This window comes from Hydrotalea sp., from assembly GCA_030054115.1.
In the GTDB taxonomy this organism is placed as follows: domain Bacteria; phylum Pseudomonadota; class Alphaproteobacteria; order JASGCL01; family JASGCL01; genus JASGCL01.
Map to the genome: position 1 here is coordinate 1 of JASGCL010000015.1, position 23,862 is coordinate 23,862.

General features: G+C 49.3%; 22 protein-coding genes. 14 read left to right on the top strand and 8 right to left on the bottom strand.

What is annotated here, in order from left to right:
- The 7 genes from QM529_04215 to QM529_04245 all read left to right on the top strand — a co-directional run.
- Positions 1-865: hypothetical protein (locus QM529_04215; GenBank protein ID MDI9313862.1), on the top strand; the 865-nt coding region annotated here is incomplete at its 5' end.
- A 291-nt stretch (positions 866-1,156) separates the two neighbouring features.
- Positions 1,157-2,320 carry an ImmA/IrrE family metallo-endopeptidase gene (locus QM529_04220; protein ID MDI9313863.1) on the top strand — a complete coding sequence of 388 codons (1,164 nt, stop codon included), beginning with the start codon at positions 1,157-1,159 and terminating at the stop codon, positions 2,318-2,320.
- A gap of 2 nt (positions 2,321-2,322) precedes the next feature.
- Entirely contained in the window at positions 2,323-2,850 is a 528-nt protein-coding gene (locus tag QM529_04225) for a DUF4411 family protein (protein ID MDI9313864.1), read from the top strand.
- A 270-nt stretch (positions 2,851-3,120) separates the two neighbouring features.
- Positions 3,121-4,107: a hypothetical protein gene (locus tag QM529_04230; protein ID MDI9313865.1), complete on the top strand. Its 987-nt coding sequence runs from the start codon at positions 3,121-3,123 to the stop codon at positions 4,105-4,107.
- Positions 4,108-4,318: 211 nt separating this feature from the next.
- On the top strand, positions 4,319-4,486 hold the full coding sequence (locus QM529_04235; GenBank protein ID MDI9313866.1) for a hypothetical protein: 168 nt from the start codon (positions 4,319-4,321) through the stop codon (positions 4,484-4,486).
- A gap of 20 nt (positions 4,487-4,506) precedes the next feature.
- Positions 4,507-4,965 (top strand): type II toxin-antitoxin system death-on-curing family toxin, encoded by a 459-nt coding sequence (locus tag QM529_04240; GenBank protein ID MDI9313867.1) that lies wholly within the window; start codon positions 4,507-4,509, stop codon positions 4,963-4,965.
- Positions 4,949-6,160, top strand: coding sequence for an acetyl-CoA C-acetyltransferase (locus QM529_04245; protein MDI9313868.1), 1,212 nt, complete (start codon positions 4,949-4,951; stop codon positions 6,158-6,160). The genes QM529_04240 and QM529_04245 overlap by 17 nt, the downstream gene beginning before the upstream one ends.
- 122 nt (positions 6,161-6,282) lie before the next feature.
- On the opposite strand, the gene QM529_04250 is transcribed toward QM529_04245, so the two are convergent.
- Together QM529_04250 and QM529_04255 are read right to left on the bottom strand one after the other, a co-directional pair.
- The gene (locus QM529_04250; protein MDI9313869.1) at positions 6,283-6,981 is read right to left on the bottom strand and encodes a hypothetical protein; all 699 of its coding nucleotides are present in this window, start codon (positions 6,979-6,981) and stop codon (positions 6,283-6,285) included.
- A 241-nt stretch (positions 6,982-7,222) separates the two neighbouring features.
- On the bottom strand, positions 7,223-8,344 hold the full coding sequence (locus QM529_04255; protein ID MDI9313870.1) for a polyprenyl synthetase family protein: 1,122 nt from the start codon (positions 8,342-8,344) through the stop codon (positions 7,223-7,225).
- A 110-nt stretch (positions 8,345-8,454) separates the two neighbouring features.
- Between QM529_04255 and QM529_04260 the strand changes: the two genes are divergently transcribed.
- From QM529_04260 to QM529_04280, 5 genes are all read left to right on the top strand, one after another.
- Positions 8,455-9,261: a methyltransferase gene (locus tag QM529_04260; GenBank protein ID MDI9313871.1), complete on the top strand. Its 807-nt coding sequence runs from the start codon at positions 8,455-8,457 to the stop codon at positions 9,259-9,261.
- 105 nt (positions 9,262-9,366) lie between these two features.
- The gene (locus QM529_04265; GenBank protein MDI9313872.1) at positions 9,367-10,107 is read left to right on the top strand and encodes a Bax inhibitor-1/YccA family protein; all 741 of its coding nucleotides are present in this window, start codon (positions 9,367-9,369) and stop codon (positions 10,105-10,107) included.
- A gap of 145 nt (positions 10,108-10,252) precedes the next feature.
- Positions 10,253-11,278, top strand: coding sequence for an acetyl-CoA carboxylase carboxyltransferase subunit alpha (locus tag QM529_04270; GenBank protein ID MDI9313873.1), 1,026 nt, complete (start codon positions 10,253-10,255; stop codon positions 11,276-11,278).
- A 28-nt stretch (positions 11,279-11,306) separates the two neighbouring features.
- Complete coding sequence (gene msrP, locus QM529_04275) at positions 11,307-12,344, top strand: protein-methionine-sulfoxide reductase catalytic subunit MsrP (GenBank protein MDI9313874.1); 1,038 nt, start codon at positions 11,307-11,309, stop codon at positions 12,342-12,344.
- Between the two features lie 165 nt (positions 12,345-12,509).
- Entirely contained in the window at positions 12,510-12,794 is a 285-nt protein-coding gene (locus QM529_04280) for a hypothetical protein (protein ID MDI9313875.1), read from the top strand.
- A 408-nt stretch (positions 12,795-13,202) separates the two neighbouring features.
- On the opposite strand, the gene QM529_04285 is transcribed toward QM529_04280, so the two are convergent.
- Entirely contained in the window at positions 13,203-14,768 is a 1,566-nt protein-coding gene (locus QM529_04285) for a leucyl aminopeptidase (protein ID MDI9313876.1), read from the bottom strand.
- A 56-nt stretch (positions 14,769-14,824) separates the two neighbouring features.
- Positions 14,825-16,420: a bifunctional phosphoribosylaminoimidazolecarboxamide formyltransferase/IMP cyclohydrolase gene (gene purH / locus QM529_04290; protein MDI9313877.1), complete on the bottom strand. Its 1,596-nt coding sequence runs from the start codon at positions 16,418-16,420 to the stop codon at positions 14,825-14,827.
- Positions 16,421-16,487: 67 nt separating this feature from the next.
- On the opposite strand from purH, the gene QM529_04295 reads away from it, so the two are divergent.
- Both QM529_04295 and QM529_04300 read left to right on the top strand, forming a co-directional pair.
- Complete coding sequence (locus QM529_04295; protein MDI9313878.1) at positions 16,488-17,663, top strand: glycosyltransferase family 4 protein; 1,176 nt, start codon at positions 16,488-16,490, stop codon at positions 17,661-17,663.
- 10 nt (positions 17,664-17,673) lie between these two features.
- A complete protein-coding gene (locus QM529_04300) occupies positions 17,674-17,961 on the top strand; it encodes a YciI family protein (protein ID MDI9313879.1) in 288 nt (95 codons plus the stop codon).
- 29 nt (positions 17,962-17,990) lie between these two features.
- On the opposite strand, the gene priA is transcribed toward QM529_04300, so the two are convergent.
- From priA to purE, 4 genes are read right to left on the bottom strand one after another with little or no spacing between them, the layout of a single operon-like run.
- Positions 17,991-20,123, bottom strand: coding sequence for a primosomal protein N' (gene priA, locus QM529_04305; GenBank protein ID MDI9313880.1), 2,133 nt, complete (start codon positions 20,121-20,123; stop codon positions 17,991-17,993).
- 38 nt (positions 20,124-20,161) lie between these two features.
- On the bottom strand, positions 20,162-22,033 hold the full coding sequence (locus QM529_04310) for an aminopeptidase P family protein (protein MDI9313881.1): 1,872 nt from the start codon (positions 22,031-22,033) through the stop codon (positions 20,162-20,164).
- 17 nt (positions 22,034-22,050) lie between these two features.
- On the bottom strand, positions 22,051-23,136 hold the full coding sequence (locus QM529_04315; GenBank protein MDI9313882.1) for an ATP-grasp domain-containing protein: 1,086 nt from the start codon (positions 23,134-23,136) through the stop codon (positions 22,051-22,053).
- Positions 23,137-23,141: 5 nt separating this feature from the next.
- Positions 23,142-23,639 carry a 5-(carboxyamino)imidazole ribonucleotide mutase gene (gene purE / locus QM529_04320; protein MDI9313883.1) on the bottom strand — a complete coding sequence of 166 codons (498 nt, stop codon included), beginning with the start codon at positions 23,637-23,639 and terminating at the stop codon, positions 23,142-23,144.
- Positions 23,640-23,862 lie beyond the last annotated feature (223 nt).

Below are 23,862 nucleotides of genomic sequence, written 5' to 3' on the forward strand. Positions count from 1 at the left end.
CCATGGTGTCGCGAACGCGGCCGTGAAAGACGGGTTTTATTTAACCCCCAATGCCAGCGTTATCTTCGTTGATAAGGCCTTCACCAAGGACGTCACATCGGTCGGCGTCGGCGGCGGTGGCGGTTTGGCTTTGGGTTACCAAGTCAAAAACTTCCTTATCGACCTGAATGCTGAATATCAATATTATGGCGGTAAAGGCACGGTCAATCAAACGACCTCGGGCTATGGTACTGCTTGGTTGGCTGCTGCTGGGGCGTTCAAACAAACGCTGGCTAGTGGTGGTAACCCAGCCGCTGCTATAACCGCCGCAACCGCGGCGTTCGCCAATCCCGCCGCTGGTGCGGCCGCTGGGTTAACCCCAGGCACAGCCGTTGCGACCACGACCGACAGCCAGGAAGGTTTCGTTCCCGTTACCTTGGGTTTGAAATACCTTATCCCCGTCATGGCCGGTGGTAAATTAAGCATCACCCCGGGCGTCGCCGGCGGTGCGTGGATTCACACCGTGAAACGCGACATCACCACCACTATCGGCACGGGTGCGACTGCATTCACCACCGCGACAACCGATAATGCGACCGAAATCAAGGGCGTGGTTGTGCCAAGCATTGCGTTGGATTATGCACCATTGCAAAACTTGACCATCAGCCTGACCGGTAAGTTTTACATCGTGCCAGGTGGTTACAGCGATGCCTATACGTCGGACGCGCAAGCGGCGGCCACGGCATCGGTCAGCGATGTTAAAGCATTCGACCCAGCGGTATTGGCCAGTGGTAATTTACCATTGGGTTTGACCCCGGCCTATGCCGAAACCAACCAAAACTTTTGGTATGGTGGCGTCAATCTTGGCGTGCAATACACCTTCTAATTATTTGATTAGAAAAAAAATTTTAAGGCTTGCCTAAAATTTGCAAAACCCCGCCGGAAGCAATTCCAGCGGGGTTTTTTTTTATCCTGATTTTTTTCTTGCCCAAAAGCTGAGGAATAGGCTAGTATAATTTTAAGTAGAAACGGCAAGGTGCGCTACCTTATAAATGTCTCCCTTTAATTGGTAAGAAACTTGCAGAATATTACACGCAAAGGATGTAATAAAATGAACGCTAATTTCGTTACCCCGCAAATGATTAAATGGGCTATCACCGCCCGTATGCCCTTTAGCATGGCCGACGCATTAAAAAAGTTAAATATCAATAAAGAAAAATATGATAATTTAATTTCCGGACAAGAGCACCCCTCTCTTCCGCTCGCGAAAAAAATCGCCCACCAAGCCCACATCCCCCTAGTATATCTTGGCTTAGAAAAAGTGCCCGATGAAAATATAGAAAAAATTGTTAGGGATTTCAGAACGATAGGTTCTAATCCCCCGCCAAAAACCTCTGCCAATCTTTACGATTTTGTGCGCGAGGTCGATTATTATCAAGATTTCTATCGGCAATATGCTGCTAATCGGGGCACGGCAAAGGTTTTAAAAAACTTTGCACAAGGTGATAAAAACGGCATTGTTCGGTATATGCGAGAAGTGTTATCAACCAACTTGCATGGCCGAACTAAGAATATATTAAAAAAATATATTAATAACTTAGAAAGCCGTGGCGTAATGATTATTCAATCACAATATGCCAATGGCGATAGACAAAGAACACTAAACGTAAAGGAGTTTCGAGGCTTTGCACTGCCGGATGACCATGCGCCATTGATAGCCATTAATTCAAACGATTCGCCAAAAGCCCAGCTTTTCACATTGATACATGAATTTTGTCATTTGCTGTTGGGGCAAAGCGGTATCTGCCATTCGGGATTGGAACACAAAACAGAAGATTATATGGCGATAGAAAGATTTTGCAACGATGTTGCGGCGGAATTTTTAGTTCCCACCCAGTCTCCTATTTTTGAAAAGTCATGGGAAGAAGTGAGAAAAGAATATTATAAAAAGGATTTCGTTGATGAATACAATGTTAGCCTGTTGGTGCTTGCGCGTCGTTTTTATACTATCGGTAAAATCGATTGGCACGAATATCATCAATTTTATGAAGATAGCTATCAAAGATATTATGAAGCGAAAAAATTAGAAAAAGAAAAAAGCCGGCAGAAAATCGAAGCAAAGAAACAAGAAGCTCTGGCGCGAGGGGAGCAACCAGCAGGATTTGCCGTTGCAGTCTCTCATAAAGCGCGCTTAGGGGGATTGCTTTACGATTATCTAAGAAGTTTATACCTCCAAGACGAAATCGATTATGCGAAAATAAATAATGTTTTCCACATACCTGCATGGGATGCGTTCTTTAGAAATAATCCTTATAAGGATGCCCCAACCGAGCAAGAATAAACATGTCAAAATATTTATTGGACACCAATTTTTTTATAGGCGGCGATAATTTTTTACCAAAAACATATCGATTGGGGAGAGAATTTTGGGACAAAATTGATGGCTTTGACACGTCAACAGCCGACCATTTTTCATGCAAGCAAGTGTATGACGAAATTACCAAAGAACCTCTCAAGACCTGGAAAAGAAGCAAAAAGAACTATTTATTTAAAATGGATTTATTATCAGATAGTAATGTTTTAGCAGAAGCAAGTAGGATATTAAATAAAATACCTGAATTTATTAGAAAAAATGAAGAAGTCGAAAAACACCTATTAAAAACAGATATTTATTTAATAGCTTATGCAAAAATAACCCCCAATATTATCCTTGTTAGTAATGATTATTTTTTACTAAAAGGAAAAGACGATGCAGGGAATGAATATAAAAAACCAAACGGCGGATATTATTCATTGCTGGATCCTGAGTTTTTTGATATTAAGAGCAGAGTAATTGGAACAAAAGAATTTTTACCAATAATTTTTCCATAAAACCATGTCGCAGGAAAGTAAAAATGCCACATTACCTCCATTGCTTTAGCCGCCCCGAAGATTTTATAGGCGGTTTTCTTGACAAATTCGCGCAAAAATGTTATAAATATCAAGTAACAATAATAAAAAAATGGGGACCAAATATCAATGACCGCAATAGCACACACCGCCATGCAATATAACATGGCCGGCACGGCCATGCGACAATGTTACCCGGTCGCCATTTTTATATAATTTATATAAAAATTTTTTTTTAAAGGGGACAATATAATGAAAAAAAAATTAAATTATGCCTGGTTGGCATGGGCGGTGTTGGCATTGGCCGGCGGGCACAATGGTGGCGCGCAGGCGGCGGTGAAAAACGGATTTTATGTAAACCCAACTATCAACCTTATCTTCATTGATAAAAACCTTACCAAGGGTTTGGGCAATGTTGGTTTCGGCGGCGGCGGCGGTTTGGGGTTGGGTTACCAAATCAACAACTTCCTTATCGATTTTAATGTTGATTACCAATATCATGGTGGCGACGACACGGTTAATCAAATCACATCGGCCTATGGCACCGTTTGGTTAAACGCGGCCGCGGCATTCAACGGGGTATACACGGCCGCACGGGCGGCTGGGCAAAGCACCACCACCGCGAAAATAACCGCCGCAAAAGCGGTTGAAACGCAGTTAAACACCAATGGCACAAAATTATTTTTGACCAATGCCGGTGCGGCCAACGGCACCACCCCGGGCACGGCGGTTACAACCACCATTAAAAATAGCGAGGAGTTTATCCCCGTCACCCTGGGCGTAAGATACCTTATCCCCTTAATGGCCGGCGGTAAATTAAGCATCACCCCCGGCATCGCCGGCGGTTTGTGGATTCACACCGGAAAACGCGACACCACCCACGTTATCGGCACGGGTGCCAATGCATTCACCACCGGGTCCACCGACAATGCCATTGAAGCAAAAGCCGTTGTCGTGCCGAGTTTGTCGTTCGATTACGCGCCATTGCAAAACTTGACCATCAGCCTGAGCGGTAAATTTTATATCGTGCCGGGCGGATACGGCGATTCCTATTTATCCTCCACCCTGGCCTCCGCCAACGCGACCGCGAAAAATAACACCAATATTGCCGGCGACGCCGTGGCTGGTTACTTGGCCAACCGCAATTTGTTACCGCTTGGTTTACCGCCCACCTATACCGACATCACCAAAACCTTCTGGTATGGTGGCATTAACCTTGGCGTGCAATACACCTTCTAATTATTTGCTTAAAAAAAAATTAAGCGATTGCTTTGCCCTCACGCAGCGTAAGCGTGCGCTCAAGCAACAAAGTGATAGCGCAATCAAGTTGCGCGAATAAATTGCGCAAAACCCCGCCGGAAGCAATTCCAGCGGGGTTTTTTTTATACTTGCGGGATTTCCAATTTTGTTGTAAAAACAACCCAAGGTTAAAAAATCAAATATAAAAATAATGACCAATAAAAATACAACCATTACCGTTAGTCATAATAATGTTGCCGTCACCGCGCGACCAGGCGGTGCCCACCTCAGCAGTCAGAATAAAAAAATTATCGAATATGGCATGGAAAGAATGTTTCGTGAATACAGCAATTGTTTAAAAAAATTGGCAAAAGAATAATCGTGATGGGTCGCCAGTAAATGAATGATGAAGAAACAAAACCCATCACTATTTTCGATGTTGAATATATAGTATTTTCTTATGCGCAAAAATTCTTATCGCATGATGAAGCCATACCTGATTTTCACACGCGTTACCCAGGAAAATTAGAAAGTTGTTTGGCAACACCATTTCAAGGATTCGGCGGGGCTGACCTTTATCCAACCTTTTTAGAAAAATCGGCTATTCTTTTTTACATCATGGTAAAAAACCATCCGTTTCAAAATGGTAATAAAAGATTAGCAATAGCCGCCCTATTGATTTTTTTACTCCTTAATAATAAATGGTTGAGTGCCAGTGATGACGAACTTTATAACTTTACGAAAGACGTCGCCAAAAGCGATGCCACAAAAAAAGATGAGGAATTAAAAAGCATTAACCAATTCATTGGCAACCATATTATACAGCTGGAGGTCTCGCTCGATGCCACAAAAAAATAAAAATGATGTTGTAATTGTCGCCGGTAAACGCACCGCGATTGGTTCGTTCTTGGGGGCTTTATCCCCCTTGGCGGCACACCAATTGGCCGCGCCGGTTATTGCCGCGGTGTTGCAATCGGCCGGCTTAAGCCGTGATAAATTTGACCAATTGGGCGAGGTTATTTTGGGGCAAATCCTAACCGCCGCCCAGGGCCAGGGCCCCGCGCGCCAGGCCGCCATGGCCGCCGGCATCCCCCAGGAAATTCCCGCCATGGGTATTAATTTATTATGCGGTTCGGGGTTAAAGGCCGTGGCCGTGGCGCATAATTATATAAAATCCGGCACCCACAATATGGTGGTCGCCGGCGGCATGGAATCAATGAGCCGCGCCCCACATGCCGTGCTGATGCGTGCCGGCCTGGCCGATGCAATAAAAATGGGCAATGGCAAATTGGTCGATACCATGATAAGCGACGCCTTGACCTGCGCCTTTCACCATTATCACATGGGGCAAACCGCCGAAAATGTTGCGGCGATGTTCGGCATTACCCGCACGGCGCAGGACGAATTTGCCCTGACCAGCCAACACCGGGCGCGCCAAGCCATCGACAGCGGTGCGTTTAAAAATGAAATCGTGCCAATAACAATAAAGGGGAAAAAAGGCGATGTGGTTTTTTCAACCGACGAATACCCGCGCGACACCACCGCCGAAAAATTGGTGGCGTTAAAACCAGCATTTGTGAGGGAGGGCGGCACCGTCACCGCTGGCAATGCATCGGGCATTAACGACGGCGCGGCGGCATTGTTGCTGGCGCGGCGCGACGTGGCGGAATCGTTAAACATGAAACCGCTGTTCACCATTTTGGCGCACGCCACGGTGGGGGTTGACCCGGCGGTTATGGGCATTGGGCCCATCGCCGCCAGCAAACAGGCGGTGGAAAAATCTGGCCTCACCATCGGCGACATCGATTTGGTCGAATCGAACGAGGCCTTTGCCGCGCAAAGCCTGGCGGTTATCAAGGAATTGGGGCTCGACAAAACCCGCGTCAATATCAACGGCGGGGCGATTGCCCTGGGCCACCCGGTTGGCGCGTCGGGCGCGCGGATATTGGTAACATTAATGCACGGCCTGGCGGCGCGCGGCGCGCGTTACGGCCTGGCGACATTATGCGTTGGCGGCGGCATGGGCGTGGCCATGGTGATAGAACGGGATTAACCCACCCTGCGCCCTTGCATCGGGTTATATCGGGTTACATCGGCGATAATACTGAAAAAAAGCACAAAAAAAACGGCGGTCATAAATAACCGCCGTTTTTTTTTAAATATTAAAATTTTTTATTAGAACCGATAATTCGTGCCAACGGTCAACGCACCATACCATAGGAGTTTATCGTCCGGCAAAGCAATCGCCCCATTCGTGGCAACGGCGGCCTTGGCGCTGTCGCTGTAAAGATCGTTATAACCATTAAACACAAAATAAAATTTGCCGGCCGCCGTTATCGTCAGGTTATCGGTAATGGCGTAATCCATTTGAACCTTTGGCACCAACAGGCCACGGGCGACAAAACCCTTATCATTAAATTCCGTGGTTGGCGAAAATGTTTTGTTCACCGCATACAGCATCACCCCGCCACCGACGCCAATTGTGGTGTCGATGCTTTGCAAAAATGGAAAGGTATAATTGATACCGGTGTAAATTGGAATCAAGCTTTCGCCCACCGTGGCGGTTTGTGGCGTGCCGGCAACCACTTGCGACAGGTTACTGCCGCCCATGTAATGCCAATCAATCGCGGTTTCCCATTGCCAAGCGTCAAATTGATAACCAAAACCAAGCGAAACACCGCCGCCAATGCCAATTTTCCCCGTGCCATGGTTAAATTCCTTCGGCATGAAGGTTAATGCGGCCTCGGGTTGAATAAACCAGCCCTTTTCCGCCTTGGCGGGTTTGCCCGTCGCCACGGTGCTGGCCAGCAACAGGCCGGCAAGGCCGATGCGGATGGCGTTTTTATATTGGTTGGGATTATTATATTTGGTCATTTTTTGTATTTATATTTTATCTATCTGCTTTCCTTAATTATAATCCTTTCCGACATAAAAATCAATAACCCGCCCCTGTCTTTTTTTATTAAGAATTATGAATTTTTTTGATAACCATGGTTTGTCTTCAATTGTTAAGTCTTGCATCGCGCGGCCAGCGCACGGCGGGGCAAACCGCGCTAAATCCTTTGTTTGCGCCGACATGTCCCCTGCCCCCCTGTGCCCCCCTTGCCCATTGCCGTTACCCCTGCCGCTGGTGGGATGCCAGAATAAATTGCCGCAATAACGCCCGTGCCGCAACTCCTGCGTTATTTTCTTCCCGCGCCTTAAGCTGGTCTAATTGATAAATGGCGCGGTCGACAAATTGTTGAATATAATCATCGACCGCCACCATGATATTGTAATGGCGCAGTTGCGTCATCAGCCAAGCAAATTCCTCGGGCTTTGTGGCACCCGCGCCATCGTTAATTTGGGTGGCGGCATCGCCCGCCTGTTTGGGCTTAAGAAAAAAATCATTTAGTTTTTTGATAACCGCCGCATCGTCCCTTGCCGCGCGGTATAATAATAATATCGGCAGGGTGATTTTCCCCTCGGCAAAATCAACCCCGACCTCTTTTTTTGTTTTGGCCGAATCGCCAAAATAATCCAACGCGTCATCGACCAATTGAAAAATCATGCCAATCGCCGCCCCCAATTCGTGCAGGGCGACATTCACCGCATCGCGCGGGTCGGGCTGGCGCAACAATCCGGCAACGACAAAGCTTGCCGCAAATAATGAGCCAGTTTTGGCAAAAATAATTTTTTCATAATCATCCAGGGTTAAAAATTTTTCCTGATAATGCAATTGATGACTCAATTGCCAGACCTCCCCCATCGACAGGGTGGCCGCGGTCTGGGCCAAGGTGCTTAGCACCGCTTGGTTATTGACCTTGACCATCAGTTGAAAGGCGCGGGCGAATAAAAAATCCCCGACCAACACCGGCAAATGATTGCCCCAGATATTGTTGGCGGTTTTTTTACCACGGCGCAAGGTGGCGCGGTCGATAACATCGTCATGCAACAAGGTCGCACCATGGATGAATTCCACCGCCGCCGCCAGGTAAACCATCGGGTTGGTATCGTCTTGCATCCTATTGTTTTTTTGCGGTGGCAATAATCGTTGCGCCAGCAAACACAACAGCGGCCGCAATCTTTTCCCGCCCGCCAATAACAGGTGATTGGCAATCTCCGGCAAAAGTGGCAGATGTTGCAAATCGATGCCCGCCAATTGGTCGGTCATCACCTGCTCCATCGCGCGCCAATCATCGGCCACCATTTCCTGCATGGCGCGCATGGTGTTATCGATATTATTGTTTGATGACATGAGGATAAAAAAACAGGGTGAGTAATGGGCTGGGAATGAGGCCGCAACGACGCAACAAAATTTATAATGCAAATTCGTGGTTACCATATTATAACATAAAAAACAATTTTATGACCATCACCCGCGATTTTATCTTGGACAAACAATTGGTGCTGAACCAATACCGCGCCGGGTATCGGGTGGCCGTTGATTCGGTGTTGCTTGGCGCGATGGTGGATAAAAACGCGCAAGATGTTATAGACCTGGGGGCGGGGGTTGGGGCGGTGTCGTTGGTGGCGGGGTTTTGGAATCGCCAGGCCACTATTTGCGCGGTTGAAAAAAACGCCGATTATTTTTCGTTGTTACAAAAAAACCTGTTGCATGATAACCCATTGTTGCATGGCGGCCAGCGTTTTTCCCCGCACCATGGCGACATCAATCAATTTGTGCCCGATAAAAAATTTTGTCAGGTGCTTATCAACCCGCCGTTTGACCAGGCCAATACCACCACCGCCCCGCCCGATGAATTAAAAAGCACGGCCTTTGTTTTTCAGGGTGATGACGATATAAAAAATTGGTGGCGCGTCGGCCTGCGGTTGTTGCGCGACCCATTGCCACCACCCAACACGAATCCGCCGCGTCTGTCCTTCATCACTCGTGGCAACATGGAGGGCACCATCGTCGATTTTTTTAATGGCGCAGGCGGCGGCACCCTGGCCATGCAACGGGTGATGACGCGGGGGCTGGGCGGCGAGCGGGTTATCCGCTGGCTGGTCGATTTTCAACCATCGTCATCAGCCACCAACCGCAACGACGCGCCAACAATCATCCGCGCCCGCGATTTTATTCTGCAGGAAACCATCGCTGGCAAGATGGTCTACACTCAACTGGCCGAATCTATCCTGCGTGGCCGCGAACATCATCCCTTTCCTTTTTGAACCCCTGTCCACCCTTTTAAGTTGCTCTTGACATTACCCGTCAAAATAACTATATTTTGTATAACAAACCATAAATGCGTGCAAAGGAGCACAAACACAAACCAAATGAGCGATAACTTTTCATTCTCATCGGTCGCCAGCAAGGCGAAGGTAACATACGACGTCGGCCTCCGCCGTTTTATGCTATCGACCTATAATTACATGGCGCTGGGCATTGCCTTCACCGGCTTGGTCACCCTATTCTTGGCGGTCAACGAACCGTTGATGCGCGCCCTATCCTTTGGCATTATGTCGTTGGTGATTTTTGGCGCGACCCTCGCGGTCGGCCTGATGGCGCCGCGCTTGATTCTGCAAAGCCGTAGCATCGCCACCGCGCACCTGGCCTTTTGGGGTTATGCGGCATTGGTGTCGATTTTAATCACGCCGCTTATCTACTCTTTTTTAAGCATTGAGGGTGGCGCGCTTGATTTGGCGCGGGCGTTCTTCATCACCGCTGGCATGTTTGCCGGGTCTAGCCTGTTTGGTTATGTCACCCGCCGCAATCTGCAGGGTATGGCGCATTTCATATTCATGCTGTCGTTGGGTGTCTTCCTCGCCATGATAGTCAATGCGTTTTTGAAAAGCAGTGGCTTTTCAATGTTATTGTCATTCGCGGTTGTCGGTATTTCGGCGGTCGCGACAGCGATTAGCACCCAAATGCTGAAGCAACAATATGATGAGTTCTATCGCGCCGGGCCGCAAATGATAACGCGGTTGGGCATTTTGGGTGCCTTGATGCTTTATGGCTCATTCATCAATATGTTTATCAACATCTTAAACATCATTGGTTTAAGCCGTCGCGAATAAACACCATAATTATTACAAACATTAAAGCGCGCCATTTTTTTAAAATGGCGCGCTTTTTTTTGTGAAAATTGTTTTAAAAAAATAATAGCGGTTTGCAAACCCCCGCCCCGTGTGGTAATGTGGGTATTGTTGCGGAGAATATAAAATGGTTTTAAATATATTAAAAAGACCCGAACGGGGGGAGATTCCCGCGCCATATGGGTTTCGCGCCTCCCTGCTCGATTTTGAATTGCCCTTGCTGTCGCCCCTGCAAAAGGATTTAAACGCGTTGGAGGATGTGCTTGAAAAAAAAGGCGGCCAGTCGCTGGCGATTGAAGGCGAAATAAAACAACTGAAGGAAAAAATATCGCAAAACCTGGCGGTGCTTTACACCAACCTTACCCCTTGGCAAAAGGTTCAGGTCGCGCGCCACGCCGAACGGCCACGTTTTTTAGATTTTGCCAACCGCGTGTTTCACGATTTCACCCCCCTGTCGGGCGACCGGTCATATGGCGAGGATTGCGCCATGGTCGGCGGTTTTGCATTTTTTAATCATCAACCATGTATGTTGATTGGCCAAGAACGCGGCAAGGACACCGCCAGCCGCATCAAGCATAATTTTGGCATGCCAAAGCCCGAGGCCTATCGCAAGGCAGCGCGGTTGATGAAACTGGCCGAACAATTTTCATTGCCCGTGGTGTCGATTGTCGACACGCCGGGCGCGTTCCCGGGGCTGGAGGCCGAGGAGCATGGCCAGGCCGAGGCGATTGCGCGTAATATCGATGTCGGGCTTTCGCTAAGCGTGCCCTTTGTTTGCGTTATTATTGGCGAGGGTGGTTCGGGCGGGGCGATGGCCATTGCCTCGGCCGACCGATTGCTGATGCTGGAACATGCGGTTTATTCGGTTATCTCGCCCGAGGGTTGCGCCTCCATCCTGTGGCGCGATGCAAAAAAGGCCGAGGTCGCCGCAACCGCGCAGAAAATCACCGCCGAGGATATGTTGGCATTCAAGGTTATTGATAAAATCGTCAAGGAGCCAGTCGGCGGCGCGCACCGCGACCCCGACGAAACATTCGTCAACACCAGGCAGGCCATCGACCAAGCCCTTGGCCAGTTAATAAAAATAGACAAAAATAAACTCATCGAACAACGGCGCGAAAAATACCTTGCCATCGGTAAGGTAATTCGTTAAGATTGCTTAAAGGCGAAAAATACCGGCCATGCAAAAAATTTCTTTCCATCAAAAACCCGGCTGGCAATTGCCCGAATCATCCGCCACGCCTGAACATCTGTGGCATGATTATCATCAAAATCGTCGTAAGTTTTTAAAAATTTCGGCCGGCACCATCGGCGGGGCATTGGCCACCGGCATGTTGGGTTTTGATAAGGCGATTGCCGCCACCGCACCGAACATGGCGGGCAATGGCGCGTGGGTGGCAAAAACCCGCGGGCTTTACCCGGCCGCCAATAACCTAAAATATGATAAGGCACGGCGTTTCCCCGTAACCGGCGAAGAATTTGCAACCCGTTACAATAATTTTTATGAAATCGGTAGCGATAAGGACGTGTGGCGTAGCGCCGACAGCCTGACGCCATACCCCTGGTCGGTGGTTATTGACGGCATGGTTGATAGCCCACAAACCATCGATGTGGTTGATTTAATGAAAAAAATGAAAATTGAAACGCGGGTTTATCGCCACCGCTGTGTCGAGGCTTGGAGCATGACCGTGCCCTGGTCGGGGTTTTCGTTAAAAAAATTATTGCAATCGGTTGGCGCGAAGTCGTCGGCCAAATATGTTATGTTTGAAACCAAGGCCGATAAAAATTCGATGCCCGGGTTGCAACAGGTTTGGTATCCCTGGCCATATACCGAGGGGTTGACGATTGCCGAGGCGATGAATGATTTGCCATTTTTGGTGGTCGGCGCATATGAAAAACCATTGACCAACCAAAACGGCGCGCCGCTTCGCCTTGCCTTGCCGTGGAAATATGGTTTTAAATCTATCAAATCGATTGTGCGTATCACCCTGACCGACAAACAACCAAAAACATTTTGGTCGACGATTTCAAAAAACGAATATGGTTTTTTTGCCAATGTGAACCCAGAATTTTCGCACCCCCGTTGGTCGCAAGCCACCGAACGGGTGTTGGGTCGCGACGCGGCCGACCGCGTGCCAACATTAAAATATAATGGTTACGGCGAATGGATCGCCGGTGTTTACAAAGACATGCCACAAACCCGCGATTTGTTTTTTTAGTTCTGCTGGCGGAAGATAAAAAACTTTTCGCCGCAATTTTTTATTTGATAAATAACGCCAAACAATCATCAACCGCGTTTTGCGGTTCGGTTAGGGTTAGTATTGCGGTGATAATATGTTACAATAACAACAGACAAAAACATAACCAACGATAAGGAGATTATCATGAGTCCATTTGACACCGTGCAATCGTTAAAAAAATTATTGCAAAAAACCAACAAAACATTCAGCACCGACCTGAGCTCGAAATTGCAAAAACAAATTTCCAAAGGCTTGGCATCGAGCTTAGAAAAAAATTTGAATAAGAACCTTACCGCCAAGTTAGAAAAATTGGCAAAAAAAGGCCCGTTGGATAAAAAAGTTGTCACGCAATGGGAAAAGGAATTGGAGCAGGCGCAAAAAAAAGTCGCCGCGAAATTCGAAGCCCTTATCAAAAACACCAAGCTGTAATTGCTGTTTGGGGCTACGACCCTAAAATCAAAAAGCGGTAAAGTCGGTTCTAGGCCTACGGCCTAGGCGAAACATTTGACGGCATCGCGCTGGGCGTGCTTGCGGAATCAAAAAGCAAGCTTAAGAAATAAAAAACTAGCGGCGATGGTTTTTGTTTATTTCGGGCTATAACCCTAAAATCAAAAAGCGGTAAAACCGGTTCTCTAGGCCTACGGCCTAGGCGAAACATTTGACGGCATCGCGCTGGGCGTGCTTGCGGAATCAAAAAGCAAGCTTAGGAAATAAAAAACTAGCGGCGATGGTTTTTGTTTATTTTGGGCTATAACCTTAAAATCAAAAAGCGGTAAAACCGGTTCTCTAGGCCTACGGCACGCCTCAAGTAGCGAAGCGATAGGCAAAAATAATTGCCTAGCCGAATTTTTTGCTGATCCAATTATTGAGCAAACGCACGCCGTAGCCGGTGGCGCCCGGGTGGTGAAGCGGGCTGGCCGTTTTGTGCCACGCCATGCCAGCAATATCCAGGTGCGCCCAAGCCGGTTTGTAATCGTCGCGCGCCATGATAAAACGTTGCAAAAATTGCGCGGCGGTTATCGACCCGGCTTGGCCGGCGGCCCCGATATTTTTTACATCGGCGCGTTTTTCAAAACAATCAATCAACTTGTCATAATAACCACCGATGGGCGACAATGGCATTTGCCATAATTTTTCATCAACCGCCTCGCCCGCCTCGAACAATTCTCGCGCCAAATCGTCATCGTTGCTGAATAATCCGGCGCGGTCATGCCCCAGGGCGACAATCATCGCGCCGGTTAAGGTTGCCAAATCGATAATCGTGCTGGGTTTAAAATTTTCCTGCGCATACCACAGGGCATCGGCCAATATCATTCGCCCCTCGGCGTCGGTGTTCAAGACCTCTATCGTTTGGCCCGACATTGATTTCACAATGTCGCCCGGCCGTTGCGCCGCGCCGTCGGGCATGTTTTCAACAATCGCCAACACGCCAATCGCATTGACCGGTGCCTTGCGCATGGCCAACAATTTCATCAAACCGGTGACGGTGCCCGCGCCGCCCATGTCCCAAATCATTTCCTCCATCCCGCCAGATGGTTTCAACGAAATACCGCCGGTGTCAAAACAAACCCCCTTGCCGACAAAACATATCGGCGCGGCATTTTTTTCGCCACCGCTCCATTCCATCACCACCAATTGTGATTCTTGGCTCGAGCCATGGCCCACCGCCAACAGCGAATGCATCTGCAATTTTTCCATTGCCGATTCACCCAGGGTGGTGATTTTCAAACCATCCTTGCTTAGGGTGGCGGCGCGGCGCGCAAATTCTGGCGGGGTCAGCACATTGGCCGGTTCCGACACCAATTCGCGCGTCAAGATAACGCCGTCGTAAATCGCGTTTATTTTTTCTTCCAGCGCGGCGAGGGCTTGCTTATCGCCAAGCCCGCCTTCGTAAACCGCTGATTCATTTTCAAATGGATGTTGCGCGATTTTTTTTTCGTCGGTCAAGTAGCGGTGAAATTGCCATTGTTTCAAGCGATAGCCAAGCAAGAACGAACCCAAATTGTCGAGCGGTTGCGTCGCCTTATCCACCACCCAAAACATCGGCAGTTTCTTTTTTTTATCGTCGCCCAATAATTTTTTGGCCAGGGCGGTGGCGTGCGAAAAAACCTGGCCGCCCAATTCCATCGCCAATTGTTCGGACGATTTTTTATTTTTTTTATCGTCGGTTTTTTGGCCGGTGCCGTAAATCAAAATAGCGTGCCATTTGGTGCCGCTCGGGGCGACAATTTCTAAAAAACTACCGGCCTTATCTTGCAAACCGGCGGCGAGAATCGCCTTACTCAATTGGCCGGAGGTAAAACCATCGACATCGCGCGTCAAGGCGCCGGTCATCGACAAAGCCAAAATGCCGTTTTGATTAACCGGTGATTTTAAGTTGCTTTCGAGTTGAAAATGTAGCATGGGCAATTTTTAACATTAAATAATTTGTTTGGCAATCTTTTTATCACCGCGCCATGTTAATGGTGAAAATGGCGGTCGTGCGAAAACACCAGGGTGATGTTGTGTTGTTGGCACAGGGCGATGACATCTTTATCGCGCACCGACCCGCCGGGTTCGATAATCGCCTTGATGCCGCCCTTGATAAAAATTTCGACATTGTCGGTGAAGGGTAGGAAGCCGTCAGACGCGACAACCGGCGATGACATCTTGTCGGCCGATATTTTTTTTTGCAGGAGGTCGTGCACCGCCTTCTCGCTCGCCATGACACGGCTGGTCGCGCCGCCGCCCAGGCCGAGCGTCACCCCGCCGGCGACAATCGCGATGGCGTTTGACCGCATTTCCTTGGCCACCATCATCGCCACCATCAAATCTTGCCATTGTTGCAATGATGGCGCCGGCCCGGCCGCGACCGTGCATTGTTGGCGGTCGATGATTTTATCGTCGCTATCTTGGATGAGGATGCCGCCCATCACCGAGCGGTATAATTTTTCTCGCGGCGCGGTGCTTGGCCAAACATCGGGCGACAGCAAGCGTAAATCACGTCGCGCCGCCAATATTTTTTTTGCGCCGTCGGAAAAACTGGGCGCAATGATAATTTCAAAAAATACTTTTAAATCGATAATCGCCTGCGCCAAATTATCATCGACCGCGCGATTAACGCCGATGATGCCGCCGAAGGCCGATATCGGGTCGGCGGAAAAAGCCTTTTTAAAAGCCACCGCAACATCGCCCGCCACCGCCACGCCGCAGGGGTCGGTGTGTTTGATAATCACCGCCGCCGGTTGGTGCAATGGCGCCATGCTGGTTAAAATACGCAACGCCGCATCAAGGTCGAGATAATTGTTGTAGCTCAAATCCTTGCCCTGCCATTGCATCATGGCACCGAGGCCGAATTTTTTATCGGTCAGAAACGTCGCGGCCTGGTGCGGGTTTTCGCCATAGCGCAGGGCGATGGCATGGTTGGGTAATTGATGCTGTGCCGATTTCTGTTGCGCGGTTTTATCATCGCCGCCTTCGAACCAATCGGCAATCAAGGCGTCATAATCGGCCACATGGCGGAAGGCAATGCTTGCGAGTTTTTTGCGCGTCGCGAGCGATATTTGCCCGTTGTTTTTTTGCATCTCGGCGATAAGCAATTCATAATCGCGCGGGTTGGTTACGACAACAACCGATGAAAAATTTTTTGCGCCAGCGCGAATCAGGGCGACGCCGCCGATATCGATTTCCTCAATCATTTTTTGCGCCGGCATTTTTTTGGCCAAGGCATCGGCAAAGGGATAAAGATTTACCACCACCAAATCGAATTTTTTTATTTTATGTTGCGCCAGGTCACGCGCGTCGCTCGCCCCGTCATCATCATCAACGCCGCGCGCCAAAATACCGCCATGAATATTGGGGTGCAGGGTTTTGACACGGCCGCCCAAAATTTCGGGGAAGCCGGTTGCATCCTCGACCCGGGTGGTCGGGATATTTTCGCGTTGTAAAAAATCGGCGGTGCCGCCCGATGAAACAATCGCCACACCATGGTGATGCAGTGCCGCGGCCAAGGACGCCAAACCGGTTTTGTCACTCACCGAGATAAGCGCGCGCGTAATAGCGATAGAATCAGCCATGAAATTTTGATAGTATGATTCGCAAGAAAAAACAAAGCAAAAATAAAAAACCAAGGCGAGCCAACAAATGACCAACCGCGATAAAAAATTCCAAGCCAAGAAATTATTGGGTAAAAATATATTGTGGTTGGCGTCCAACCCGTCGATGGTGGTGCAATTTTATTTGCCGCACCTGCGCAACCTGGTGGCGGCCGGCGCGCGGGTATCGCTCGCCACCAATTTTAATGGCGCGGCCGATAAAAAAAAATTATTGGAAAAAATCGGCGTCGCATGTTTTTCCTTACCGGTGCAACGCGGCGGCAAAAATATCTTGGCCGAAATAAAAACCATTCTCGCCATCCATCGTTTTATCCGCCGCCAGCGACCCGACATGATAAATGCCCTGGCGTTAAAAATGGTTTTATACGGCGGGTTGGTGGCGCGCTGGCAGGGGGTAAGGTTTTTAGGAAGCCTCACCGGCCTCGGCTTTATCTTTATCAGCAACCAACCCTTTGCCCGCCTGGTGCGCTTGGGTTTACGATTCGTCTTGCCATTTATTTTTGCGCCGGCCGATAAAAAACTATTGGTGATGAACCATGATGATTTGTCCTTGATGCGTCAACGATTTTTTATCAAGCAAAAAAATATTGTGCTGATGCTGGGCGTCGGCGTCGATGATGATTATTTTCGGGGCAACGAAGATTTGCCCACCGGCAAAAAAAATAAAAAAACAATTATCACCATGGCGCGGTTATTGCGCGACAAGGGAATTGTCGAATTTTGTCAGGCCGCAAAATTGGTGCGGCAAGAATGGCGCGATGTCGATTTTTTAATTTACGGCGCGCGCGATGGCGAAAACCCAAGCGCGCTGTCGCTGGCCACCATCAGCGATTTAAAAAAATGCGGCGTGGTTTTTATGGGCTACACCGCCGACAGCCGCCGCGCCATCGCCCGTGCCGACGCGGTTGCATTGTTGTCATACCGCGAGGGCCTGCCCCAGGTGTTGCTCGAGGCCTCAGCGATGGGCAAATGCCTGCTCGCGCTGGACGCCCCCGGGTCGCGCGAGGTTTGCCGCAACGGCGTCAGCGGCTTGTTGGTGGCAAAAAATGACCCGGCGATGATTGCCACGGCGATGAAAAAAATCCTTGGCGATGCACCATTGCGCAATAAATTGGGACGCGGTGCGCGGCAACTGGTGCGCGACAAATTTTCGCTACGGATTATCGAACAACAAATGCTTGCCCTTTGGCAAGGTTTCTTCTAATAAAAAAACCATGAAGGAATTTATTGTAACTGCCCTGGACAAACCGAACGCCAGCGCGGTGCGGGCGGCGAATCGGGCGGCGCACCTTGCCCATATTGCGGTGGCAAAAAATTATGGGGTTGCGATAATCATCGCTGGTCCCTTGCTGGCCGATGACGGCGCGATGCTGGGCTCGCACCTGATTCTCGGCGCGGCCGATAAAAAAAATATCGATGATTTTTTGGCCGACGACCCCTATCGCAAGGCCGGGTTATTCGCCAGCGTCACCATCCATAATTTTAAAAAAGTCCTGCCGTAAAATTTTGATTCATCGACCGCCGCCAGCCGTTACATGAAATCTTGCGGGTCGATATCTAATTCGATGCGAATTTTTTTGTAATCTGCGATATTGCCGTCGCATTGCTTTAGCCATGATTTGCAAAATGCCAATAATTCCTTGTGGGTTTTTGCCATCAACAAAAATCGGTGGCGGTAAAGCCCGCGCACCCGCGCGACCGGTGCCGGTGCCGGGCCGTAGATTTTAAAACTTGCCGAGGCGTCGGGCAATAATGCGCCGGCCTGTTTTTTCATCTGCAACAAAACCTTGTACAAAAACGATTCATTTTTGTGAAGCGCGGTGACCAAGGCCAAACGACCAAACGGCGGCAGGTGATGTTTTTGCCGGTCGTCCATCAGCCCTTGCCAAAATTCTTCCTGTCGGCCGGCGACCAAATGTTGCAACAATGATTCCTGCGGTTGATAGGTTTGCAACAAGGCCTGCGCCGATGATGTTTTGTCATGGCGACCGGCGCGGCCGATAACCTGCTCCAACCCTTGCCATGCCCGCTCCATGGCGCGCGGGTCCTCGCCGACGAACAATTGGTCGGTGGCGATGACGCCGACCAACGACAGGTAGGGGAAGTCGTGCCCCTTCGCCAATAATTGCGTGCCGACCACGATGTCAATTTTGCGCGTCGTCATGTCGTTGATAAGTTGTTGCAGGTCGGATTCTTTTTTTATCGTGTCGCTGGTCGCCATGGCAATGGTGCTGTGCGGGAATTTTTTTTGCGCCTCGGCGACGACGCGCTCCGCCCCCGGGCCAAAGGCCACTAGGCTATTTTCGGCGTGACAAGCCGGGCAGGCCACCACCCCATTGTCATTGGCTAATTGTTGCTCGGCGATAAACCAATCGCATTGATGGCATTGATAACGTTGTTGCCGTGCGTGATGCGTCAGGTAAGCCGAACATTGCCGACAAGATAATTTTTCGCCACAGGCGGTGCAAAGCGTTATCGGCGCAAAACCCCGCCGATTGATAAAAAGCAAGGCTTGCTCGCCGCGCGCCAATGTTTCGGCGATGGCGGTTTGCAACGGCGCGGAAATAAATTCGCCCTTCGCTAAAACGTCTTTTCGCAAATCTATCAACCCTATTGCTGGAAATTTTTTTTCTAAAATGCGGTCATGGATAACCGTGCGCTGGTATTTTTGTTGCGCGGCGTGGTGGCGCGTTTCCAAACTGGGGGTGGCGGTGGAAAGAATAACCGGGCATTGTTCCAACTTGGCGCGCAATATCGCCATGTCGCGTGCGTGATACCGCACGCCCGATTGTTGTTTGTATGAAGCGTCATGTTCTTCATCGACCACTATCAACCCCAAATTATCGAGCGGCAACAAAAGGCTCGACCGCGCCCCGACCAACACCTGGCCGGCGCCACGCAACAATTGATAAAAATTATCGGTGCGGGTGCGCGGCGTCAAATGCGAATGCCATTCGAGCAAGGATATATCCTTGCCAAAAAATTCATAAAATTTTTCACGCCATTGGGTGGAAAGCGAAATTTCCGGCAACAGCACCAACACCCGTTTGCCGGCAGACAACACCGACCGCATCAATTCAAAATAAACCGCGGTCTTGCCCGAACCGGTTATGCCGTGAAGCAATTGCACCGAAAACCCACCGCCCCCCTCAATCGTCGTATTTTTTTTTAGGGAATCAATCGCCGCCAATTGATGTTGGTTTAATGCGAAATGTTTTTCCCCAAGATTCACATCGAGCTTACCATTGCCTTCATCATTATTTTTTTTAGGCGTTTGCTTGGCCATGGTTTTTATTAAAAATGTTTCGTCGAAAATTTTTTCAACCGGCAGGGCCATCTTAAGCACCGCCCCCAAGGGCGCGGCCAAATCGCCGCCGTAATAACGCGAAAGCTCAAGCAAAAATTGTCGATGCGCCGCCGTCAGCGGCGGGTAAAAAAATGGCGCGTCGTTAAAAAAAACTGATGGCGTTTTTAATTTTTCTAACTGCAGGGTTTTGCCATCGGCGAAGGCCGTGGTTTCTTCAGGAAAATAAACCGCCAGCAAATCGCGTTTGCCAAATGGCACGCGCATGATTTCACCGCCGTTCAAAACCTTGTCATCGGGCACCGCGTAATCGAACGCCATGTCGAGGCCAGTGGCAATTATCAGGGGAACGCGCTTCATCAACCAGCCATAGCACAACGCCATTTTTTATAAAAATATCAAATGGCTTTGGTTTTATCGCGCAACCAATTTTTGGCCAGCGGCGATAAATGCGGCGACAATTGGTCGTAAACTTTTTGGTGGTAATCATTAAATTGTTTTTTTTCCTCCACCGTCAACATCGCCAAATTGTTTTTGTGAAAAATCGGCGTGGTGTCTATCGGGCACAGGGTCAAGGTTTCAAACCCCAACACCGCGCCATCGTCACCATTTGCAACCGCAACGCATAATTCGACATTTTCGATGCGGATGCCATAGACGCCAACCCCATGTTGGCTGTGATAAAACCCGGGCTCGTTGCTGGTTATCATGCCATCGGCAAATGGTTCGTGACTGCGGCCGGAAATATATTGCGGCCCCTCATGCACCGGCAAAAAACTGCCGATGCCATGGCCGGTGCCGTGGTTGTAATCGCGCCCCGCCGCCCATAAAAATTGCCGCGCCAGGGGGTCCAGCTCGCCGCCCGAAATACCCAGCGGAAAACGCGCCCGCGCAATGGCGAGGTTACCCTTTAACACCCGCACGTAATGTTCGGCAAAATCGTCGCCCCATTTGTTATCGATGAGCGCACGCGGCGTCAAGCAAATGGTGCGGGTGATGTCGGTCGTGCCAAAAAAATAATGCGCCCCCGAATCCAGCAAAAAAATATCATCGACGCGCGCCACGCGGTTGGTTTTGGCCGTGGTTTGATAATGGGGCAAGGCGGCATTTTCGGATAGGGCCGGAATGGTTTCAAAACTTGGCGCGATGCAATTTTTATCCTGCCTGCGAAACCACCATAATTTTTCGGCCATGATTTTTTCATCGATTTTTTTATTGTGCAGGCCGCCAGATGCAATTTCCGATTCCAACCAATGGAGAAAATTCACCATGGCAATACCATCGGCGATATGCGCCGCGCGCGCGCCGGCAACCTCGGTTTTATTTTTTATTGCTTTTAACCGCGTAATTGGGTCGTCGGTAAAAACCAAATTATCGGTTTTTTCGCCACCGACCGATTGAACCACGGCGTGGGAACAATCTTGGTCATGCAAGCCAATTTTTTTATTTTTGTTTTCGTCGCGCCCGCGCCATTGTTTAAAAAAATCATTCATCTGGTTCATGGGGTAACAAGCGATAAGGTTTTTATCAAATCCTTGCGCCAACAATTCGTCGGGCAAAAACAACGTGCACCGCTGGTTGCTTTCGACAAAACCAAAACCAGTGACAATTGGGTTATAGGGAATAATATCACCGCGCAGGTTTAACAGCCACGACAAATTGGCATTGTCACCGATAAAAAATCCATCAAGGTTTTTTGCCGCAATTTTTTCCGCGACAATTTTTATTTTGTTGCCGCGCGATTCGCCGGCAAATTCCATATCATGGTCAAAAATCCTGGGCGTTGTTTTTTCGTCCATTTGGGTTTGCGGCAATGTCGCCAGCAACGACTTAACCAAATTTTGCGCAACCGGTTGCAGGGTGATGTTGCTATCAATTAGTTTTTTTTGCCAGTTGGTGATTTGCTGGTGTGAAAATTCCGCGCTGGGGAAGCCCAATCTGAGCGGCCGCGCCGAATTTTTTTTATGGTGGGCGATTAAAAAATCCATCGCGCCCGATAATTGTTGCGCCCGCAATTCCTTCGGGCCGATGACGCGCCATTGTTTATCAACCTCCGCCGCGGCCTGCACATCATATCGGCCATCGACCAATAAAAACGCCGCATCCATCAGCACCATCGCCAAACCGGTCGAGCCGGTAAACCCCGTCAGTGGGGTTAAAAAATTATCACTGGCGCGGCTATATTCGTTCAAAAAAATATCTGACCTATTTTGTAACCAGCCATCAAGTTTATGCTGTGGCAACAGGCGGCGTAATTTTTCTAACATCATCAATCTTTTAAAAAAAATTATAACAAAATAGTATAATGCCCCATTTTTCTATCGGGCTTGGCCACCGCCTTGCCATAGAGGTGTAAAAAATAATTTGGTTTTTTCGCCACCGCCTCGGCGTTTTTTATATCATCGCCCAAGATATTATACATTTCAATTTTTTGCGCGCCGACAAGCGGCAAGACAACCGGCAACCCCATGGCGATGCGCACCATTTGTAAAAATTGGCTGACGCTGGCGCCCTCTATCGTCCAATGGAACGAATTATGCGGTCGCGGTGCCATTTCGTTGGCGATGATATCGCCGCCGCCGGTGATAAAATATTCAACACACAGCAAGCCATAACAATTGATGTCTATAGCCATCTGCTTGGTGGCGGCTATCGCCTTTTCCTGAATCTCCATCGAAATACTTTCCGCCGGATAACTTGTGCGGTGCAAAATACCATGGCGATGTTCGTTTTGCACCATGGGGTATGCCACCACCCCGCCCGCAAAATCGCGCGCCACCAACACCGACCCCTCGGCAACGAAATTAATTTTTTGTTCCAACACAAAATTGGTTGGCTGTTGTTGGGTGATGATTAGAATATCGGCGACCGACGCCACCGGATATTGCCCCTTACCATCGTAACCCATGCGGTCGGTTTTTAAAATCGCGGGGAAATTTATATTGGCCTGCGCAATTTTTTTTTCAATCGTCGCCTGGTCATCGCCCGCCATAATCGCGGCGAAGGGCACGGGTTGCGTTGGCGTTTTCAAGAAAAAGTTTTTTTCGGCGAGGCGGCTTTGCGCGATTTCCAACAAATTGTCCGGCGCGATGATTGGTTTTTGCGCGGCAATTTTTTTGACCAGGGCAACCGGAATATTTTCCCATTCTATCATCACGCTGTCGACCGATGATAAAAATTCTTGCAATAAATTTTCGTCGTCAAAACCGCCGAGGATTTTTTTTGCCGCCAATTGCATTGCCGGCGCGTCATCGGCGGCATCCCACACGACAAACCTTGCGCCAAATGCCGCCCCCGCCATGATAAGCATCCGCCCCAATTGACCGCCGCCCAAAATGCCAATCGTTTGCGGCGAGGAAAAATGATGCGCCATGCTGGTCATTGTTTTTTGGGGTTCGCCTCATCCTCGCCCAACATCGGCGACCCGGGCAACATCGGCACGGCGGCGGTTTGCTTGGCGCGAAAATCCGCCAATTTTTTGGCCAAGGGTTCGTCGTGCAAGGCAAGGATAGAAATCGCCAGCAAGGCCGCATTGACCGCGCCGGCCTCGCCAATTGCCAAGGTGCCCACCGGCACGCCGCGCGGCATTTGCACAATCGATAATAAACTATCCAACCCCTGCAACGATTTGGTTGGTATCGGCACGCCCAGCACCGGCAGGGGACAAAAACTGGCCATCATGCCCGGCAAATGGGCGGCGCCACCCGCGCCGGCGATGATAACCTGAACACCATCGGCCAATGCGGCGGTGGCCACGTCGCGCAATCGTTCGGGGGTGCGGTGCGCCGACACAACCCGTGCCGTGGCGGCAACGCCAAATTCTTCTAATAATTTTAAGGCCGCGCTCATGATGGGAAAATCGCTGTCGCTTCCCATCACCACCAGCACATTTGGTTTGTTCGTCATGGTTTGCAATTTATAGGTTTTTCATCAAAAAAACTAGCGGCAATTATTTTCGCCCTTTGCGTAAAATCAATGCCACCACTAAACCCCAATGACATTTATTTTCGCCCTTTGCGTAAAATCAATGCCACCACCAAACCGTTGGCCGCCACCATGTAACCGGAAAAAATATATTTTTTGATATCGGGCGTGTGGC

Coding starts and splice junctions, on each gene's coding strand:
- QM529_04220 (MDI9313863.1), top strand. CDS start 1,157: ATGGCCGACGCATTAAAAAAGTTAAATATCAATAAAGAAAAATATGAT.
- QM529_04225 (MDI9313864.1), top strand. CDS start 2,323: ATGTCAAAATATTTATTGGACACCAATTTTTTTATAGGCGGCGATAAT.
- QM529_04230 (MDI9313865.1), top strand. CDS start 3,121: ATGAAAAAAAAATTAAATTATGCCTGGTTGGCATGGGCGGTGTTGGCA.
- QM529_04235 (MDI9313866.1), top strand. CDS start 4,319: ATGACCAATAAAAATACAACCATTACCGTTAGTCATAATAATGTTGCC.
- QM529_04240 (MDI9313867.1), top strand. CDS start 4,507: ATGAATGATGAAGAAACAAAACCCATCACTATTTTCGATGTTGAATAT.
- QM529_04245 (MDI9313868.1), top strand. CDS start 4,949: ATGCCACAAAAAAATAAAAATGATGTTGTAATTGTCGCCGGTAAACGC.
- QM529_04250 (MDI9313869.1), bottom strand. CDS start 6,981: ATGACCAAATATAATAATCCCAACCAATATAAAAACGCCATCCGCATC.
- QM529_04255 (MDI9313870.1), bottom strand. CDS start 8,344: ATGTCATCAAACAATAATATCGATAACACCATGCGCGCCATGCAGGAA.
- QM529_04260 (MDI9313871.1), top strand. CDS start 8,455: ATGACCATCACCCGCGATTTTATCTTGGACAAACAATTGGTGCTGAAC.
- QM529_04265 (MDI9313872.1), top strand. CDS start 9,367: ATGAGCGATAACTTTTCATTCTCATCGGTCGCCAGCAAGGCGAAGGTA.
- QM529_04270 (MDI9313873.1), top strand. CDS start 10,253: ATGGTTTTAAATATATTAAAAAGACCCGAACGGGGGGAGATTCCCGCG.
- msrP (MDI9313874.1), top strand. CDS start 11,307: ATGCAAAAAATTTCTTTCCATCAAAAACCCGGCTGGCAATTGCCCGAA.
- QM529_04280 (MDI9313875.1), top strand. CDS start 12,510: ATGAGTCCATTTGACACCGTGCAATCGTTAAAAAAATTATTGCAAAAA.
- QM529_04285 (MDI9313876.1), bottom strand. CDS start 14,768: ATGCTACATTTTCAACTCGAAAGCAACTTAAAATCACCGGTTAATCAA.
- purH (MDI9313877.1), bottom strand. CDS start 16,420: ATGGCTGATTCTATCGCTATTACGCGCGCGCTTATCTCGGTGAGTGAC.
- QM529_04295 (MDI9313878.1), top strand. CDS start 16,488: ATGACCAACCGCGATAAAAAATTCCAAGCCAAGAAATTATTGGGTAAA.
- QM529_04300 (MDI9313879.1), top strand. CDS start 17,674: ATGAAGGAATTTATTGTAACTGCCCTGGACAAACCGAACGCCAGCGCG.
- priA (MDI9313880.1), bottom strand. CDS start 20,123: ATGAAGCGCGTTCCCCTGATAATTGCCACTGGCCTCGACATGGCGTTC.
- QM529_04310 (MDI9313881.1), bottom strand. CDS start 22,033: ATGATGTTAGAAAAATTACGCCGCCTGTTGCCACAGCATAAACTTGAT.
- QM529_04315 (MDI9313882.1), bottom strand. CDS start 23,136: ATGGCGCATCATTTTTCCTCGCCGCAAACGATTGGCATTTTGGGCGGC.
- purE (MDI9313883.1), bottom strand. CDS start 23,639: ATGGGAAGCGACAGCGATTTTCCCATCATGAGCGCGGCCTTAAAATTA.